Annotated in this window: 16 protein-coding genes; 8 read left to right on the plus strand and 8 right to left on the minus strand. The window is 69.6% G+C overall.

The features are described from left to right. Nucleotides 1-74 precede the first annotated feature (74 nt). Nucleotides 75-1760 carry a ribonuclease J gene (locus tag FHX78_RS07910; RefSeq protein WP_145866744.1) on the minus strand — a complete coding sequence of 562 codons (1686 nt, stop codon included), beginning with the start codon at nt 1758-1760 and terminating at the stop codon, nt 75-77. 376 nt (nt 1761-2136) lie between these two features. Here FHX78_RS07910 and trhA point away from each other — a divergent pair, with 376 nt between their 5' ends. Both trhA and FHX78_RS07920 read left to right on the plus strand, forming a co-directional pair. Then, nucleotides 2137-2748 (plus strand): PAQR family membrane homeostasis protein TrhA, encoded by a 612-nt coding sequence (trhA, locus tag FHX78_RS07915; RefSeq protein ID WP_244403726.1) that lies wholly within the window; start codon nt 2137-2139, stop codon nt 2746-2748. A gap of 447 nt (nt 2749-3195) precedes the next feature. Continuing rightward, the gene (locus FHX78_RS07920) at nt 3196-3555 is read left to right on the plus strand and encodes a hypothetical protein (RefSeq protein WP_145866746.1); all 360 of its coding nucleotides are present in this window, start codon (nt 3196-3198) and stop codon (nt 3553-3555) included. Between the two features lie 109 nt (nt 3556-3664). On the opposite strand, the gene FHX78_RS07925 is transcribed toward FHX78_RS07920, so the two are convergent. The 7 genes from FHX78_RS07925 to FHX78_RS37365 all read right to left on the minus strand — a co-directional run bounded on the left by FHX78_RS07925 (nt 3665) and on the right by FHX78_RS37365 (nt 9293). After that, the gene (locus FHX78_RS07925) at nt 3665-3973 is read right to left on the minus strand and encodes an SCO5918 family protein (protein WP_145866747.1); all 309 of its coding nucleotides are present in this window, start codon (nt 3971-3973) and stop codon (nt 3665-3667) included. 49 nt (nt 3974-4022) lie between these two features. After that, nucleotides 4023-4427: a CBS domain-containing protein gene (locus FHX78_RS07930; RefSeq protein ID WP_145866748.1), complete on the minus strand. Its 405-nt coding sequence runs from the start codon at nt 4425-4427 to the stop codon at nt 4023-4025. Between the two features lie 47 nt (nt 4428-4474). Beyond that, entirely contained in the window at nt 4475-5971 is a 1497-nt protein-coding gene (locus FHX78_RS07935; protein WP_145866749.1) for a DEAD/DEAH box helicase, read from the minus strand. 344 nt (nt 5972-6315) lie between these two features. Next, on the minus strand, nt 6316-6519 hold the full coding sequence (locus FHX78_RS07940; RefSeq protein ID WP_070022949.1) for a cold-shock protein: 204 nt from the start codon (nt 6517-6519) through the stop codon (nt 6316-6318). 417 nt (nt 6520-6936) lie between these two features. Continuing rightward, nucleotides 6937-7551, minus strand: coding sequence for a TetR/AcrR family transcriptional regulator (locus FHX78_RS07945; RefSeq protein ID WP_229924169.1), 615 nt, complete (start codon nt 7549-7551; stop codon nt 6937-6939). Between the two features lie 157 nt (nt 7552-7708). Beyond that, nucleotides 7709-9100 (minus strand): amidase, encoded by a 1392-nt coding sequence (locus tag FHX78_RS07950; RefSeq protein ID WP_145866751.1) that lies wholly within the window; start codon nt 9098-9100, stop codon nt 7709-7711. Continuing rightward, entirely contained in the window at nt 9087-9293 is a 207-nt protein-coding gene (locus FHX78_RS37365) for a hypothetical protein (RefSeq protein ID WP_145866752.1), read from the minus strand. The genes FHX78_RS07950 and FHX78_RS37365 overlap by 14 nt, the downstream gene beginning before the upstream one ends. Nucleotides 9294-9440: 147 nt before the next feature. On the opposite strand from FHX78_RS37365, the gene FHX78_RS07960 reads away from it, so the two are divergent. The 6 genes from FHX78_RS07960 to FHX78_RS07985 all read left to right on the plus strand — a co-directional run bounded on the left by FHX78_RS07960 (nt 9441) and on the right by FHX78_RS07985 (nt 15741). Continuing rightward, nucleotides 9441-10766 (plus strand): MFS transporter, encoded by a 1326-nt coding sequence (locus tag FHX78_RS07960; protein ID WP_145866753.1) that lies wholly within the window; start codon nt 9441-9443, stop codon nt 10764-10766. Between the two features lie 11 nt (nt 10767-10777). Continuing rightward, nucleotides 10778-11713 carry an MBL fold metallo-hydrolase gene (locus tag FHX78_RS07965; RefSeq protein ID WP_229924163.1) on the plus strand — a complete coding sequence of 312 codons (936 nt, stop codon included), beginning with the start codon at nt 10778-10780 and terminating at the stop codon, nt 11711-11713. Nucleotides 11714-12067: 354 nt separating this feature from the next. Beyond that, nucleotides 12068-14395: a sensor histidine kinase gene (locus FHX78_RS07970; protein ID WP_145871781.1), complete on the plus strand. Its 2328-nt coding sequence runs from the start codon at nt 12068-12070 to the stop codon at nt 14393-14395. Beyond that, on the plus strand, nt 14392-14793 hold the full coding sequence (locus FHX78_RS07975; RefSeq protein ID WP_145866754.1) for a roadblock/LC7 domain-containing protein: 402 nt from the start codon (nt 14392-14394) through the stop codon (nt 14791-14793). The genes FHX78_RS07970 and FHX78_RS07975 overlap by 4 nt, the downstream gene beginning before the upstream one ends. Then, nucleotides 14793-15164 (plus strand): DUF742 domain-containing protein, encoded by a 372-nt coding sequence (locus FHX78_RS07980; RefSeq protein WP_142231623.1) that lies wholly within the window; start codon nt 14793-14795, stop codon nt 15162-15164. The genes FHX78_RS07975 and FHX78_RS07980 overlap by 1 nt, the downstream gene beginning before the upstream one ends. Beyond that, entirely contained in the window at nt 15151-15741 is a 591-nt protein-coding gene (locus FHX78_RS07985) for a GTP-binding protein (RefSeq protein ID WP_145866755.1), read from the plus strand. Before FHX78_RS07980 ends, FHX78_RS07985 begins: the two co-directional genes overlap by 14 nt. The last annotated feature ends 570 nt before the right edge of the window (nt 15742-16311 follow it).

Raw genomic sequence — 16311 nt, forward strand, 5'->3', positions numbered from 1 at the left:
CGGCGCCCCCGTCGGCGCCCCCCGTCGGCGTCCGCCCCCGGACGCATGGCGGGCCGTGGCTCAGGCGTCGATGATCAGGCGTCGATGATGACGGGGATGATGAGGGGCTTGCGGCGGTGGGTGCGGAACGCCCAGTTCGCCACGGCACGGGCGAGGAGCTGTTCGAGCTGGCGTGCGTCCCCCACGCCTTCCTCGGCCGCGGTGGCCAGGGTCTTCTCGATGACGGGGACGACCGGCTCGAAGGTGGTGTCGTCGTGGACGAAGCCGCGGGCCAGGAAGTCGGGGGCCTCGGCCAGCGCGCCGGTGTCCGCGTCCACGATCGCCACCACCGTGACGACGCCTTCCTCGGCGAGGGTGAGGCGGTCCTTCAGGGACGCCTCGGTGGCGCCGCCGACCTCCATGCCGTCCACGTAGACGTTGCCCGCGGGGACCTTGCCGGTGATGGAGGCACGCCCGTCGACGAGGTCGACCACGACACCGTCCTCGGCGATGACGACCCGCTCGGGGTCCACGCCGGTACGGATCGCGAGGTCCGCGTTGGCCCGCAGGTGACGGAACTCGCCGTGCACGGGCATGACGTTGCGGGGTTTGACGATGTTGTAGCAGTAGACGAGTTCGCCGGCGCTGGCGTGCCCGGAGACGTGCACCTTGGCGTTGCCCTTGTGGACCACGTGGGCGCCCCATCGGGTGAGTCCGTTGATCACCCGGTAGATGGCGTTCTCGTTGCCGGGGATGAGCGAGCTGGCGAGCAGGACGGTGTCGCCCTCGCCGATGCGGATCTGGTGGTCGCGGTTGGCCATCCGGGAGAGCGCGGCCATCGGTTCGCCCTGGGAGCCGGTGCACACCAGGGTGATCCTGTGGTCCGGGAGCTTCTCCAGCTCCTTCGTGCTCACGACCAGACCGGACGGGACCTTCAGATAGCCCAGGTCACGGGCGATGCCCATGTTGCGGACCATCGAGCGGCCGACGAAGGCGACCTTGCGGCCGTACTGGTGGGCGGCGTCCAGGACCTGCTGGATGCGGTGCACATGGCTGGCGAAGCTGGAGACGATGACCCGGCGCGGCGCGGTGCGCATCACCTGCTCGATCGCCGGGTTCAGCTCACGCTCGGAGGTGGTGAAGCCGGGCACCTCGGCATTGGTGGAGTCGGTGAGGAACAGGTCCACGCCCTCCTCGCCGAGGCGGGCGAAGGCGCGCAGATCGGTGATGCGTTCGTCGAGAGGGAACTGGTCCATCTTGAAGTCACCGGTGTGCAGCACCATCCCCGCGCCGGTGCGGATCGCGACCGCGAGGCTGTCCGGGATGGAGTGGTTGACCGCCACGAACTCACAGTCGTAGGGCCCGAAGCGGCGCCGGTCGCCCTCGCGCACGCGCACCGTGCGGGGCCGGATGCCGTGTTCCTTGAGCTTGGCCTCCAGGAACGCCAGCGTCAGCTTGGAGCCGACGACGGGAATGTCGGACCGCTCGCGCAGCAGGTACGGCACACCGCCGATGTGGTCCTCGTGGCCGTGGGTCAGTACCACGGCCACCACATCGTCCAGCCGGTCCCGGATCGATGTGAAGTCCGGCAGGATCACGTCCACGCCGGGCTGGGTCTCCTCCGGGAACAGCACGCCGCAGTCCACGATCAGCAGCTTGCCTGCATGTTCGAAGACGGTCATGTTGCGACCGATCTCACCGAGGCCGCCCAAGGCGACGACTCGCAGCCCTCCTTCGGGGAGGGGAGGGGCGGCTTTCAGCTCGGGGTGCGGATGACTCATACCTTGACGCTACCGGAGAGTGGGGCGTGGTGATCCATTGCCTGTGCGATCTCTTCCTCTCGACGGGGTCGGGGCACCACGACGGGTGCCCCGAATCGATCGGACTACCCCGGCGGCCGAGCAGGGCCGTCCGGTCATGCCGTGCCCGACGTTGCGAGACCGACCTCCGGGGATCCCGTCACGGGCGGGCTTTTAGCATGATCGGATGGTTGCCGATGATGCTGAAAAGTCCGAGCCGGGACGGAAAGCTGTGTCCGGGGAGGCCGTAGTCGGTCCCCCCGGCGGATCACATCATGGCGATGCCGGGGAGAAGCCTCACCCGGTTGCCGATCTGGTCGAGTGGGCGGCCGACCTGGTCGAGCCGGTCAAGCCGAAGCTGCGTGGCTGGCTCCATGCCGCGATGGTCCCCGCCTCGTTGAGCGCCGGCATCGTCCTCGTCTGCCTGGCCCGGACCCCGCAGGCGACCCTGGTCTGCGCCGTGTACTCCGTCACCGCCTGGCTGCTGTTCGGGACGAGCGCCGTCTACCACCTGGGTACCTGGGGGCCGCTGGGCGAGGCCGTTCTGCGTCGTCTCGACCATGCCAACATCTTCCTGATCATCGCCGGTACCTGCACCCCTCTGGCTGTGCTCCTCCTCCCCCCTGACCGGCGAACCCTGCTGCTGTGGATCGTATGGACGGGGGCGCTGACCGGCATCGCCTTCCGTGTCCTGTGGGTCAACGCTCCCCGCTGGCTGTACACCCCCTGCTACCTGGCCCTGGGGTGGGCACCGGTGCGTTACCTGTCCGACTTCCTGCACACCGGCGGAGCGGCCGTTGCCACCCTGATAGTGACCGGCGGTCTCCTGTACAGCGCCGGCGCGGTGGTCTACGCCGTCCAACGCCCCGACCCCTCACCCCGCTGGTTCGGCTACCACGAGGTGTTCCACGCCCTCACCGTCGCGGCCTTCACCGCGCACTACATCGCCATCTCCCTCGCCGCCTACTGACCACGACGGCAGGCGCGTCCACTCCTGCGGCACGGTGCTCTCGCCGCACTCGCGGCCCGATCAACGACTGCGGCCGTACGGGGATGCCTTGGAGGTGGAGGAGAGGCGGCGTATACGACGGTGATCTGTGGAACGTACGACGGTGATCTGTGGAACGCGTGGAGGGGCCTTGGTGCCGTACGGCACCAAGGCCCCGAAGGAACCGCGACACCATCTGCCGGCCCTGGTGCTGCGCCGGCCTTCTGTCTCCGCCCAGCCGTCCGCTACTCCGACGGGGGTACGGGGATCGCGGATCGGAACCGCGTACTGCCGGTACTGCGACCGCGTCAAACGCGGTCCTGCTCCCGGCGGCCCCCTCCGGCACCAGGGATCCGTGTGTGCCCCTCCTGCCCGGGAGTGCCACCACCCGGGTACGCCCGGACGGGCCGGTGCATAGAATCTGATCTCATGCCGAAGCCTGACGAGCTGATCGTTGACATCGCCGCCCTTGTGGAGTCCGGACAGAGCAATCAGATGTCCCTGACCGTGGTCACCGGTGGTGCTGTCATCACCGGTCGGCTGGCCCCCGAGGCCAAATGGAGGCAGAGGGTGTCGGAGGTGCTGACGGACTCCGCCGACCTGAGCGCGTTCTCCGCCGTCTTCGACACCCCCGCGAAGAAGGACGGGCCGCCCACGCATCTGCACTTCCATGTCGCGCGGATCCTTCAGGGCACGGTGGGGATCCCGGAGACGGGCGGGATGTACCGCGTCGCGATCGAGGACGTCAGCGCCTGGACCGTCGGCGACTTCAGCTACTCCGACCACTGACCCACTGACCCGCCGCCGCGTCGAGACCGGCACGGCACGCAGTGAGGGTCCTACCGGCGCGCGCCGGTAGGACCCTCACTGCTCTGTTCGGCTCGTGCCTGCCCGTCGGTCAGACGGACAGGGGGGTGCCGAGCATCGCGGAAGCCCGCCGCAACGGGCTTTCGACGCGCGCGGGTGCGACCTCGGGGAGGGCGCGACAGGTGAAGCCGAGCCGGGACATGGCCCGGAGGACTTCGCCGGCGCTGAAATCACGGCGGTCCTGGCGGGTGATGACCTGGCCGACCTGCTTGACGGGATAGCGGCGCCGTCCGATGATCACGAACTCGCCGGTGACCGGTTCGGGCTTGACGCCCTTCATCGATTCCAGCACGCCGCTCCTGGTCAGGTCGAACGGGAAGCGGGCGATGACACAGCGCATGATGCCTCACAGGGAGAAGGAGAGACGGGGCCGGCCGTCGTGGAGCGGTTCAGCGGGAGAGGGCGAGGACGCCCAGAGCGTTGCCGTGTTCGTCGACCACGGGCAGGGCGCCGAGCCGGCGACGGCGCATCGCCCGTTCGGCTTCGGCCCTCGTGGTCGACGGAGAGGCGAAGGGCCCGATGACGTCGGCGATGTCACGCAGGCGAATCAGGTCCGTGTATCCGGAACCGTCACGAACGGTTGTGAGCCTGGTCCGGGTGACCAGGCCGGTGCACAGACCGTCCTCGTCGCAGACGACCAGATGACCCGTACGGGCGGCGGCCATCACGGACAGTGCGACCTCCACGGTCATGTCCTCCCAGACCTGCGGTCCGGCCGCGTCCATGGTGTCGACCACCGTGCCGTGCGTGGGCTGGGCGCTCGCCGGGCGGCTCTGCGCGTGTACCAGCGTCAAGGGGGTCCCTCCTGCGGAGTCGGGTCGGCTTCCTGATCACGAAGGTCCTATGCGGCCGCCCCGGCCGTGGACCGCCCTGCGGATGCGCGGCGGGCCGCCGAAGCAGGGCGTCGTCGGCCGCGTGAAGTGGCGCCGCGCTTCTTGGGGCGTTCGACCACCGGTGCGGTGATGACGACCGGGATGCCGGACGGGGTCTGGGCGCCGGTGATGCGGTGCAGGGTCTCTTCGCCGGCGCGGACCTGGGTGGTCTGCGGGACGATCCCGGCCGCTGCCATGAAACGGGCCATACCGCGGCGCTGGTTCGGGGTGACCAGGGTGACGACGCTGCCGGACTCGCCGGCACGGGCCGTACGGCCGCCGCGGTGGAGGTAGTCCTTGTGGTCGGTCGGCGGGTCGACGTTGACGACGAGGTCGAGGTTGTCGACGTGAATGCCGCGCGCCGCGACATTGGTCGCCACCAGCACGTTGACGTGCCCGGTCTTGAACTGCGCCAGCGTGCGGGTGCGCTGCGGCTGCGACTTCCCGCCGTGCAGGGCGGCGGCCCGTACCCCGCTGCTCAAGAGGTGCTCCGTGAGGCGGTCGACGGCGTGCTTGGTGTCGAGGAACATGATCACGCGGCCGTCGCGTGCGGCGATCTCGGTGGTGGCCGTGTGCTTGTCGGCGCCGTGGACATGCAGCACGTGGTGCTCCATCGTCGTGACCGCGCCGGCCGAGGGATCGACGGAGTGCACGACCGGGTCGCTGAGGTAGCGGCGCACGAGCAGGTCGACGTTGCGGTCGAGGGTCGCGGAGAACAGCATGCGCTGGCCCTCGGGACGGACCTGGTCGAGAAGGGCGGTGACCTGCGGCATGAAGCCCATGTCGGCCATCTGGTCGGCCTCGTCGAGGACGGTGATGGAGACCTGGTCGAGCCGGCAGTCGCCGCGGTCGATGAGGTCCTTGAGACGTCCCGGTGTGGCGACGACGACCTCGGCGCCACCGCGCAGCGCGCTCGCCTGCCTGCCGATCGGCATCCCGCCCACCACCGTGGCCAGCCGCAGCTTCACGGAGCGGGCGTACGGGGCGAGCGCGTCCGTGACCTGCTGCGCCAGCTCACGCGTCGGTACGAGGATCAGCCCCAGCGGCTGCCTGGCCTCGGCACGCTGCCCGGCCGTACGGGCCAGCAGCGCCAGACCGAAGGCGAGGGTCTTGCCGGAGCCGGTGCGCCCGCGGCCGAGGACGTCCCGGCCGACGAGGGAGTTCGGCAGGGTCGCGGCCTGGATCGGGAACGGCACGGTCACGCCTTGCGAACCGAGCGCGGCCAGCAGCTCCCGGGGCATGTCGAGATCGGCGAAGTCCTCCACGGCGGGAAGCGCGGGGGTGATCGTCTTGGGGAGGGCGAACTCCCCTCGGACCGAGGCGGGCCGGCGGCCGTAGTCACCGGAGCGGCTCGGCCCGCCGGACCGGCGCGGGGCCGACGAGCCGTATCGGCTGCCGCCCCTTCCGGAGTCGGCACTGCCGTTACGGGTGCGGGCGAAGCGGTCGTTCGTGCGTGTGCGGTTCATGCGGAACCTTCCTCGATGCGGCACATATCAAGGAATTCCCGCAGCGATGAGCAGCACGGAGGAATCGCAAGAATGAACCGGTGGAGCGGAAAAGCGGATCTGGCCGACGGAAAACTCGTGCGGGCGCAGGCGCTGAAATGAGTGACGCGAAGTGGCGCAATGTTCGGGCGTCCACCGCGATAAAGCCATGAAGGGTTGCGTGCATCCCTGAGGCATGCTTCGTATGCGGCGAGCATACGGGTTTCCTGTTTTTCGTCCACAGTCGCGAACACTGCGGGAAACGCCAGCAGCTGGGGCCCGCACCCCGAAGGATGCGGGCCCCAGCTACAAAGTGCGCGTGAGCGTCAGGCGAGAACGATGTTCTCGGCCGTCGGGCCCTTCTGACCCTGCGCGATGTCGAAGGTCACCTTCTGGCCCTCGATCAGCTCACGGAAGCCCTGGGCGGCGATGTTCGAGTAGTGGGCGAACACGTCAGCGCCGCCACCGTCCTGCTCGATGAAGCCGAAGCCCTTTTCCGCGTTGAACCACTTCACGGTACCAGCAGCCATGTCATTTCTCCTTTGGGGCAGTGCCTCGGGATCCACACTGCGCGGACCCCGTGTCGCCGCGATGATCACCCCGTCCGGAAAAGGACCGGATAACAAAAGTGCTTCCAGCGGCACAGGCGCCGCCCGGAGGCACTTGAAGTTTTTGGGAACCACAACTGCAACTGAGATCGACAGTAGCACGCCGCAGCGGCCTGCGTACGGTGAAGAATCCCACGCCACTTAATGCGACAGAGAATCTGTCCGCATGTTCCGTTGAAATCTCAGCTCGCGGGCACATATTTTGCCCAGCCAGAGCGCAACGTTCCGGGGAGTTCTGGGGCGCGCCCGGGCCCGCCGCCATGGGGCGCTCCGGCTCCCGGCGCCTGCCCCGTGAGAACCGACCGAGGACTGCGAGACGAAAATTCTTGGACGAGGTGATCAGTTGTCGGGTTTCTTCTTCGAGCGCCGAGGGGCGGCGGCCCGGGTGGGGCGAGCGCCGGCCTCGATCTGCTGGGCGTACACGGCGTTCGTCACCAGCTCGCGCGCGTATGCGGCGTCCAGTCGGCCGGGGCGGAAGAGGATGCGGTACATGATCGGCGCCACGACACGGTCGATCACCAGGTCCGTCTCGGGCACCGGCTCCCCCCGCCGCACCGCACGGGCCAACACGGCGTCGATCTGCTCTGCGGCATACGCCGAACACTGACCGGCATTGGTTCCGTCGGGGTCGCCGAGCAGGGCGTCCCGGATGTAGGCGCGCCCGGGCGGCGAGGCCATCTCGTCGAGGAACTGTTCCGCCCACGCGTCGAGATCGGCCCGCAGGCTTCCGAGATCGGCCGGATCCGTTTCCGGGCGCAGTCGTTCGACGGCCACGTCGGACAGGAGTTCCTGCAGGTCGCCCCAACGACGGTAGATCGTGGAGGGGGTCACGCCCGCCCGAGCGGCCACCATCGGGACCGTGAGCGCGTCGCGGCCCACCTCCCCTACGAGTTCATGTACCGCCGCGTGGACGGACTCCTGTACGCGTGCGCTGCGCCCGCCGGGGCGGACCATGGGCTTGGGACTCACGCGGTCCACCCTAATGCGATTTTGTTGCTTCTAGGCGGTGGCCGGCGTCGGCGACCCGCAGGGCTACGTGTCCGGGCGCCCGAGCACGGCGGACGCCCCTGCGGCGACGCGACCGCATGCCGGCGGGAACGTCCGCCTTCCCTCAGGCAGCGAGGGGAGCAAGCCGCCCCGCGCCGGCCACCGACTCCTCGTAGACCCGGCCCACGCGGAGCACCGTCGCGTCGTGGAAGGGGCGCGCCATCAGCTGCATGCCGATCGGCAGTCCGGCGCGGTCGTGACCGACCGGCAGGGTGAGGGCCGGGACGCCGGTGATGTTGGCCGGGGCACAGAGGCGGACGTAGCTGTCCGACACGGCCTCGGTCGTGCCATCGACCCACTCGACGGCTTCCTGCCCCGCCTCGACGGCGGTCATCGGCACCGTCGGCGCGGCGAGGACGTCGATTGCGTCGAACATGCGGGCCCAGGCGTCTCGCATCAAGGTGCGGGCCCGCTGGGCGCGGAGGTAGTCGCCCGCGGAGGTGAGTTCGCCGGCCTCCAGCAGGATGCGCACGTCCGCCGCGTACAGGTCGGGGGTGGCCCGCAGCGACCGCTCGTGGTAGGCGGTGGCCTCGGGAACCATCAGCCCCCACTGGACGGCCTGGATGTAGCGCGCCATCGGGATCTCGACGTCGACGAGCTCCGCCCCCAGCTCCGCCAGCCGTTCGATCGCGCCGCGTACGGACTCCTCGACCTCGGGCGTGACCCGGTCGAAGTAGTGGTTTCGCGGTACGCCGACCTTCAATCCTCGCAGGTCGCCTCCCGGGAAGCGGTCCAGCACCGGGCCGGGCACGCTCGCCGGGTCGCGCGGGTCGCGGCCGGCGGTCGCCGACAGCACCAGCGCGACGTCCTGGACGGTGCGGGCGAGAGGGCCCACGTGGTCCAGGGACCAGGACAGCGAGGTCACGCCCGTGCGGGGGACCAGGCCGTAGGTCGGCTTGAGGCCCACCACGCCGTTCAGGGCCGCGGGGACCCGGATGGAACCGCCCGTGTCCGTGCCCATGGCGAACGTCGCCCCGCCGGCGGCGACAGCCACCGCCGAGCCGCCGCTCGACCCGCCCGCGACCCGGCTGTGGTCCCAGGCGTTGTTCGTCTGCGGAGTGGTCAGGCCGTAGGCGAACTCGTGCGTGTGCGTCTTGCCCAGGAGGACGGCCCCGGCGGCGCCGAGCCGTTCGGCCGCCCGGCTGTCGCGTTCCGCCACGTGCCCCGCCCGGACGTGCGAGCTCGCCGTGGTGGGCATCCCCTGTGCGTCGATCAGATCCTTGAGCGCCATGGGGATCCCGTGCAGCGGCCCGCGCGGTCCGCTTCCGGAGATCTCCCGTTCGGCACGGTGCGCTGCGGCCAGGGCCGCTTCGGCGGCGACGGTGACGTAGGCGCCCAGCCGTCCTTCGACGGCGGCGATACGGGCGAGCACCGATGCGGTGAGTTCGACGGGGGACAGCTCCCGTGCGCGCACCGCACGGGAGGCTTCGGTCAGCGACAGCTCAAACGGTTGCATCGGCGTTCCCCCGTCCGGCTCGGTAGGAGGACGCGGGAGGGGTCTCGCCGAAATCGAGCTCGCGCAACGTGCTGATCACGGAGTGGATGTGGTTGGCCGTCATGGCCACTCCTTCGTGTCGGCCGTCCCCGAGGGGGAGCCCCGCCCGCAGCGCCCCTCGGGCTGCCTCTTGGGGGGTGAGTTCGCTGGTCATGGCTTCCTTCCGGATCCGTGCGGCGCGACGGGCCGGGCAGGTACAGGTCCTCCGACCACCGCAAAAGCGAATCGTTTGCTTTAGCCGATCGTAGGATCTACGGTGCCTTAAAGCAAACCAGTCGCTTTTAGCACGGGAAGGACCCTCATGCAGAGCGTCCCCGCGGGCCTCGCGCCTCCCCGCACCTCCCCCTCCGGACGTCTGCCGTTCGCACTGCACGCCTCGATCCTGATCGCGCTGCTCGCCGCATCCAGCGCGCCGACCCCGCTGTACCCCCGCTACCAGGCTCAGTGGCAGTTGTCGTCCCTCGACATCACCGTGGTCTTCAGCGCCTACGCCCTGGCGCTCCTGATCGCACTGCTGACCACCGGAACCCTTTCCGACCATGTCGGACGCCGCCCCGTGCTCCTGGGCGCGCTCGCGGTCCAGGTCGCCTCCATGGCACTGTTCGCGACGGCCGGCGGCCTGACCACCCTGATCGGCGCCCGCGTGCTGCAGGGCATCGCGACCGGCGTGGCGACCAGCGCGGCAGGTGCGGCTCTCCTCGACCTGGAAGACCCCGCCCGGCCGGGTCGCCCCGCTCTGGCCAACAGCATCGCGCCGGTGACGGGCATGGCGGCCGGCGTCCTGGCAGCCACCCTCATGGTGCGCTTCGCCCCCGTTCCGACGATCACGGTGTACGCGGCCCTGATCGCCGTGTTCGCCGCGCAGGCCATCGCCCTCGTCTCGACGTCCGAGACCGTCCGCCGCCGTCCCGGAGCACTGCGCTCGACGCGGCCCCACCTGGCGCTGCCGCCGGCGGCCGCCCACGCTCTCCTGCTCAACGGCGCCGGCGTCGTCGCCGTCTGGGCACTCGGCGGCTTCTACTCGTCCCTGGGACCGGGCTTCACACGGCTCATCTCCCCCGACGGACCCGGATACGCCGGCGGCATGGTCTTCTTCACGCTGACGGCCGTCGCCGCCCCGACGGTGTACTTCACGCGCAGGATGCGTGCCGACGTCTGCGCTCTTCTCGGGAGCTGCGCGGTGATTCCGGCGGCCGTCCTGACCCTGGGTGCCCTCCATTTCGCCGGCCCCGTACTTCTCTTCGCCGGGGCGGCGCTGGCCGGGTTCGGCTTCGGAGCCGTCTCCCAGGGTGCGCTGCGCGCGGTCGTCGACTCGGTCCCGGCCCGGGAGAAGGGCGGCACGCTCGCCTCCTTCCACGTACTCAGCTACCTGGCGATGAGTCTGCCCGCCATCGGCGCCGGCGCCCTCACCGCCGGCTTCGGGCTGCGTGCGGCAGCACTGGCCCATGCCGGCTGCGTGGCCGTACTGGCGACCGTCGCGGTCGCGACCCTGACCGCGCCGCTGCGCGGTCGGCGCCGGACACCGTCCCCGGACGCCCACTCCCGCCCGGCAACGAGCAACTGCACATCTGCCTCACCCGACACACACGCCCCAGACGTCTCGGTCCTCGCGACCCATGACAGGTAAGGAAAGTCGCCGTGTTCACCTCATCACACACGACCAAGTCCACTACTCCCCCCGCCTCTTCCTGGACGGTGGGCGACCACACCGTACGACGCATCGACGAAGTGGTCCTGCCCGCCCGGACCGGTCCGTGGCTGCTGCCCGGGGCGACCCCTGACCTCGTGAGCCGGACTCCCTGGCTGAGCCCCGAATTCGCCGACGAGCAAGGCGTCCTGCGCCTGGCGAGTCACAGCTTCGCCGTCGAGGTGGACGGCATGCGGGTGCTGGTGGACACCGGCATCGGAAACGGGAAGCGGCGCGCCAACCCCGCCTGGCACAACCTGAACAGCGACTACGAGGCACGGCTACGGGCGGCGGGCTTCGCGCCGGAGAGCGTCGACGTCGTGGTCCTGACCCACCTCCACGCCGACCACGTGGGGTGGAACACGCGTGCCGAGGGCGACGCCTGGGTGCCGACCTTCCCGAACGCGCGCTATCTCACCTCACGCATCGAGTGGGACTACTGGGCGGGTGTCGACATGGAGGAGGCGCGTCGGCAGATGTTCCGGGACTCGGTCCATCCCGTCCGGGAAGCAGGTCTGTTCGACCTCATCGATGTCGCGGACGAGGGCACGGACGTCGCGCCGGGAATCCGTCTGCTGCCCACCCCCGGCCACACACCGGGGCAGGTGGCGGTGGAACTGAGCAGCCGCGGCGAGACCGCGTTGGTCACCGGCGACAGCATCCACCACCCGGTCCAGATGGCGCATCCGGAGCTCTGCAGCTGTGTGGACGTCGCTCCCGAACTCGCGGCCAGGACCCGGAACCAGGTGCTCGGCTCACTGGCCGGTACGTCGACTCTCCTGCTCGGGAGCCACTTCCCGCCGCCGACCGCCGGACACGTGCTGCGCGAGGACGGCGGGTACCGACTGGTCCCGGCTCCCCCAGGGGCCACGCCCATCGGCGGCTGAAGCGGATCGGAGCACCCGGGACGTACCGCGCACCGAGTCGCACCGAGTCCGTGCGGGTGACGTCCTGGGCGTCCGCGACCGGACGATCCGGGAGCGGCCATGAGACTCCTCCGGCAGGCGCTCCGTCGCCACCGGGGCGTCAGGTGAACGCCAACGCCCCATGTGCGATGCTTCGTCGCCTTTACCACATGTGACCAGCGGAAGTCATCTCTCCGTTTCTCCGGTGTGGCTGGTTATGATCGGTACATCACGTCGCGTCAAAGCCGAACCGGACTTCCCCCAGTTCTGAACGCAGAACTGCGTCCGGTCTCGGCGGTCGGGCCGTCCCCCTGGTTCCCCGCTCTCCGAGGACTGATGTCTCCCATAGAAACCGAAGGCACACGAGGGCAGCTGACGGCTCGTCGGCGGCGTACTCCGCGCCTGCGTACGCTGCTCATTTGGCTGGCCATCATCCCTATCCTGGCGATGAGCGCCCAAGTGGCCATGACCGCACAGCCGCTGGTACACCAGTCAAAGCAACTACGCGCTGATGTGGCAGTCGCTGAGCGGACCGATGTACCCCTGACCAGGCTGATGGTCGAACTCCAGGCTGAGCGGACGATGACCGCCACACGGTGGGCGAGCGGCTCCGTGTCCGAGAAGGAGCTGCGCGAGCAGCGCGCGGCCACGGACCGGGCCGCGGACGAGTTCCGCCGGGCGGCGGACGGAGCTCTGGCGGCGACCGGGCGCGAAAACGATCATTACGTCACGGAGCTGAAGCACAGCCTCGCGGATCTGGCCGCGTTCCGCGAGCGCGCGGACGCCCGCAGCGGGGACGCGGACCGGACGATCGGCTACTACTCCGACCTCGTCGACCACATCATCCGGGTGTACCAGAACGAGTTCAGCCATGCGGAAGACGCCGAGCTCATCCAGGAGAGCGGCCTGGTCGTCACGGTGTTCACGGTGACCGAGATGGTGGCACGCGAGACCACCATCCTCGCCATGGCCGGGCCGTCCAGGCGTCTGAGCCCTTCCGGGTTCGCCGAATTCGTCAACTCCGTCGGATCCCAGCGGTACCAGTACGACGAGTGGGTCGCGCCGTATCTGACGACCGAGGACAAAGCGGCCTACGACCAGGTCTTCGCCTCGGACGGCTGGAAGACGAAGGTCCGCCTCGAGGACGTGGTCATCTCCGACCACCAGAGCACCGCGTCCGGCATCGAGCTGCCCGAGGAAGCTGACGCCTGGCAGGCCGCGTACGACGAGTTCGCGCCGCGCCTTGCCGCGCTCAACGCGGAACAGGGGCGAGCACTGCTCGTGCACGCCGACGCCAAGGCCACGCAGTTGGAGAACGAGGTCATCTGGCTGATCGTCGGAAACGGCGCGGCCGTCATCGCCGTCGCGGCCGTCATCGTGCTCACCACGCGCTCCGTGCTCCGCCGCCTGCGCGGTCTGCACCAACGTACGGTGGCCATTGCCGAGGACACGCTGCCGGACGTCGTTGCCCGGCTCCAGCGCGGGCAGCCCGTCGACGACGACGCGCTGCCCGCGGTGAGCGGGGACCGGGACGAGGTCGGACGTATCAGCGACGCGTTCGCCCGGGTCGTCTCCGTATCCGTCGACGGGCATGCGCGGCTCGCGGCCGAGCGTCAGGGTTTCGGTATGTTCGCCGCGGGCATCGCCTCGCGCACCGGAAACCTGGTCAGCCGCCAGTTGGCCCTCACCGACGAACTGCAGGACGCCTTCGGGCACGACGAGGAGCTTCTCGCCCGGTTGATGCGATCCGACCAGTTGACGGTGGGCATGCGGCGGCAGATCGAGAACCTGCTCATCCTGGCAGGTGGGGAGATCCCCGATCCGCACACCGAGCCCATGCGCGTCGCCGACCTGCTGCGCGAGGCCGCGGCGGAAGTCGAGGACTTCCGGCGGATCGAGCGCCAGGCCCTGGACGAGATCAGCGTGGCACCGCGGGTGATCAGCGAGATCAGCCACCTCCTGGCGGAACTCCTGGACAACGCCACCCGGTTCTCCCCGCCGCAGTCGAAGGTGGTCATCCGTGCCGAACTGGTGACGGACGGGCTGTCGGTCGACATCGAGGACCGCGGGCCTCGGGTGACCGCCGCCACCTACGAGGAGATGAACGGGCGTCTGCACTCGGCCCCGCCGTATGCCGTCCTGGCGGAGAACGCGCACCGGCTCGGGCTGTTCGTGGTCGGCCACATCGCCGAACAGCTCGGGGCCACAGTGACGCTGCGCCGCTCGGTGTACGGGGGGACGTCGGCCGTGGTGATCCTCCCCAAGGAACTCCTCGTGCCGACCGAACCGGTCCGGGCGGGAAAGGAAGCGCCCCGCGCGGCGATGCCCGCCCCGGCACCGGGCCCGTTCGACGAACGCAAGCCCGAACTGGTCCTGCACGCGAAGACCAGGTCGGCCGCCCGCAGGACGCCGGAGCGCTTGCCCGAGCGGCCGGTGGAGAGCAAGCCGTCGGTTCCTTCCCCGACACGGAACGGTGACGCGAAGCCGGCCCTCCCGGAACGGATCCCACAGGCTCACATCGCCGAGCAGCTCCGCGCGCCGCACGCAGCGGAGACCGGCGTCCATCAGGACGCGGCGACACCCGAAGAAGTGGCCGACGCCTGGGCGGACTACGAACACGGGACTCAGACAGTGGAAGAAGAACTCCGACAGGATCAGCCATGACGACAACGAACGACATGATCTACAGCGTCCTGGACAACAACCTGAGCAGGATCGCCGGCATCAAGGGAGCCGTGCTCCTGTCCAACGACGGGATCAAGCTCAGCTCGTACGAGCTGGAACGGGACCAGGCGGAGCGCATAGCCGCCGCGTCCTCCGGCATCGCTTCCACGATGAAGGCGATATCCAGGGAGGTCGACGGCGGCCGGGTGATCCGTCAGCTGGTCGAGATGGACGACTGCTATCTCTGCATCGTCGGGTGCGGGGAGGGCAGCACGCTCATCGTGGTGACCTCCCGCAAGGCGCGGCTGGGGGAGCTGGGCGGTGAAGCCGTGCGCACCGCCCAGGCGCTCGGTGAGTGGCTGAGCACGCCTGATCGCGGCCAGGCGCAGCCGTCGTAATGGCGGACGAGCCCAGGCCGGGAGAGGGAGGCCACCGCCGGACGCGGCTGTACGCGCTGACCGATGGACGTACGGCGGCTGCACACACCGCCCTCACCATGGACACCACGATCACGGCTGTGGCCGTCGCGGACGGCCACAGCGGCCTGCCCAGCGAGTGGCAGGCCATCCTCGCGATGTGCTCGCCTCCGGGCGGCCTGGCGGTCGCCGAGATCGCGGCGCGCATGCGCATGCGCCTCACTCCCATGACGCTTCTTCTCGGCGAACTCGCGGAGCGGGGGCTGATCGAGCACCGGCCACCCCTGGAAGGGGCCGAGACCACCAATGTCCACCTGCTCATGAGAATCAGGGACAACCTTGCCTGGATATGACGCCCCTGCCCGTGAAGCGGCCCCCGTCAAGATCCTCATCGCTGGGGGATTCGGCGTCGGCAAGACGACCCTGATCGAGACGGTCTCCGAGATCGAGCCGTTGCGCACCGAGGAGCGGCTGACGAGCGCGGGCGTCGGCGTCGACGACCTCGACGGCATCGAGTCCAAGGCGGCCACCACCGTCGCGATGGACTTCGGCCGCATCACCCTCACCGAGGCACAGGTCGTGCTCTACCTGTTCGGCACACCTGGCCAGGAGCGCTTCTGGTTCATGTGGGACGACCTGCTGAACGGGGCACTCGGGGCGATCGTCCTCGTCGACACACGACGCCTCGACCGCAGTTTCCCGGCCGTCGACTTCTTCGAGAACCGAGGGGTTCCGTTCCTGGTCGCCGCGAACTGTTTCCACGGCGAACAGCCCTACACCGTCGAGGAGATCAGGGCGGCGCTGCATCTGCGTGACCCGAACACACCCATCCACTTGCTCGATGCCCGCCTCCGTGACGACGCGCGCGGTGCGCTGCTCTCGCTTCTGGACATGCTCATCGCCAAGGCCGGGGGCGCGGCGACCGGCTGACTTCGGCCTGCCACGTGGTGGCGTAGAGGTTCACGACCGCGACCGTGGACCCGGTCCAGGCCGCCGCCGCGTCGGCCGGCGAGGAGAACGTGCCGTCGTCCGGCGGGTCGGCTGGTACGGCACCGATGCGCACGCCCGTGGCGCCGAGGTCCTCGGCGCCAGAAAGCCGCAGGTCAGAGCCCCTTTGCAGCAGGCTCCAGAATCGCCACGCACTCCACGTGGTGCGTCATCGGAAAGATGTCGGCCTGGACGGAGGCATTAAAAGAGCAGGTCAGAGAGGCTTTCGGGTCCCGAATGAGGGCCAGCGGGCACCCGGAGCGTCAAATGAGCGTCACGGCCGTACGTCGGTTCGGAACGGACAATCTGGCATGGCATGGCCCCCCGCAATACGGCAGCATCCCCCCTGTCGTCCGCCACGGGAACGTCAGTTGCTCCGTCACGGGGGGGGTGTCAGTGGCGCGGCGCGTTGTCCCTCGGTTTTACGATCTGCCCATGACCCGACGTATCGGCCGGGGCGGACGCACGGCCGGGCGACGGACCCAGACGACGCGGCCGGCCCGGACAGATTGC

The sequence above is a fragment of the Streptomyces capillispiralis genome, from assembly GCF_007829875.1.
GTDB classification, from domain to species: domain Bacteria; phylum Actinomycetota; class Actinomycetes; order Streptomycetales; family Streptomycetaceae; genus Streptomyces; species Streptomyces capillispiralis.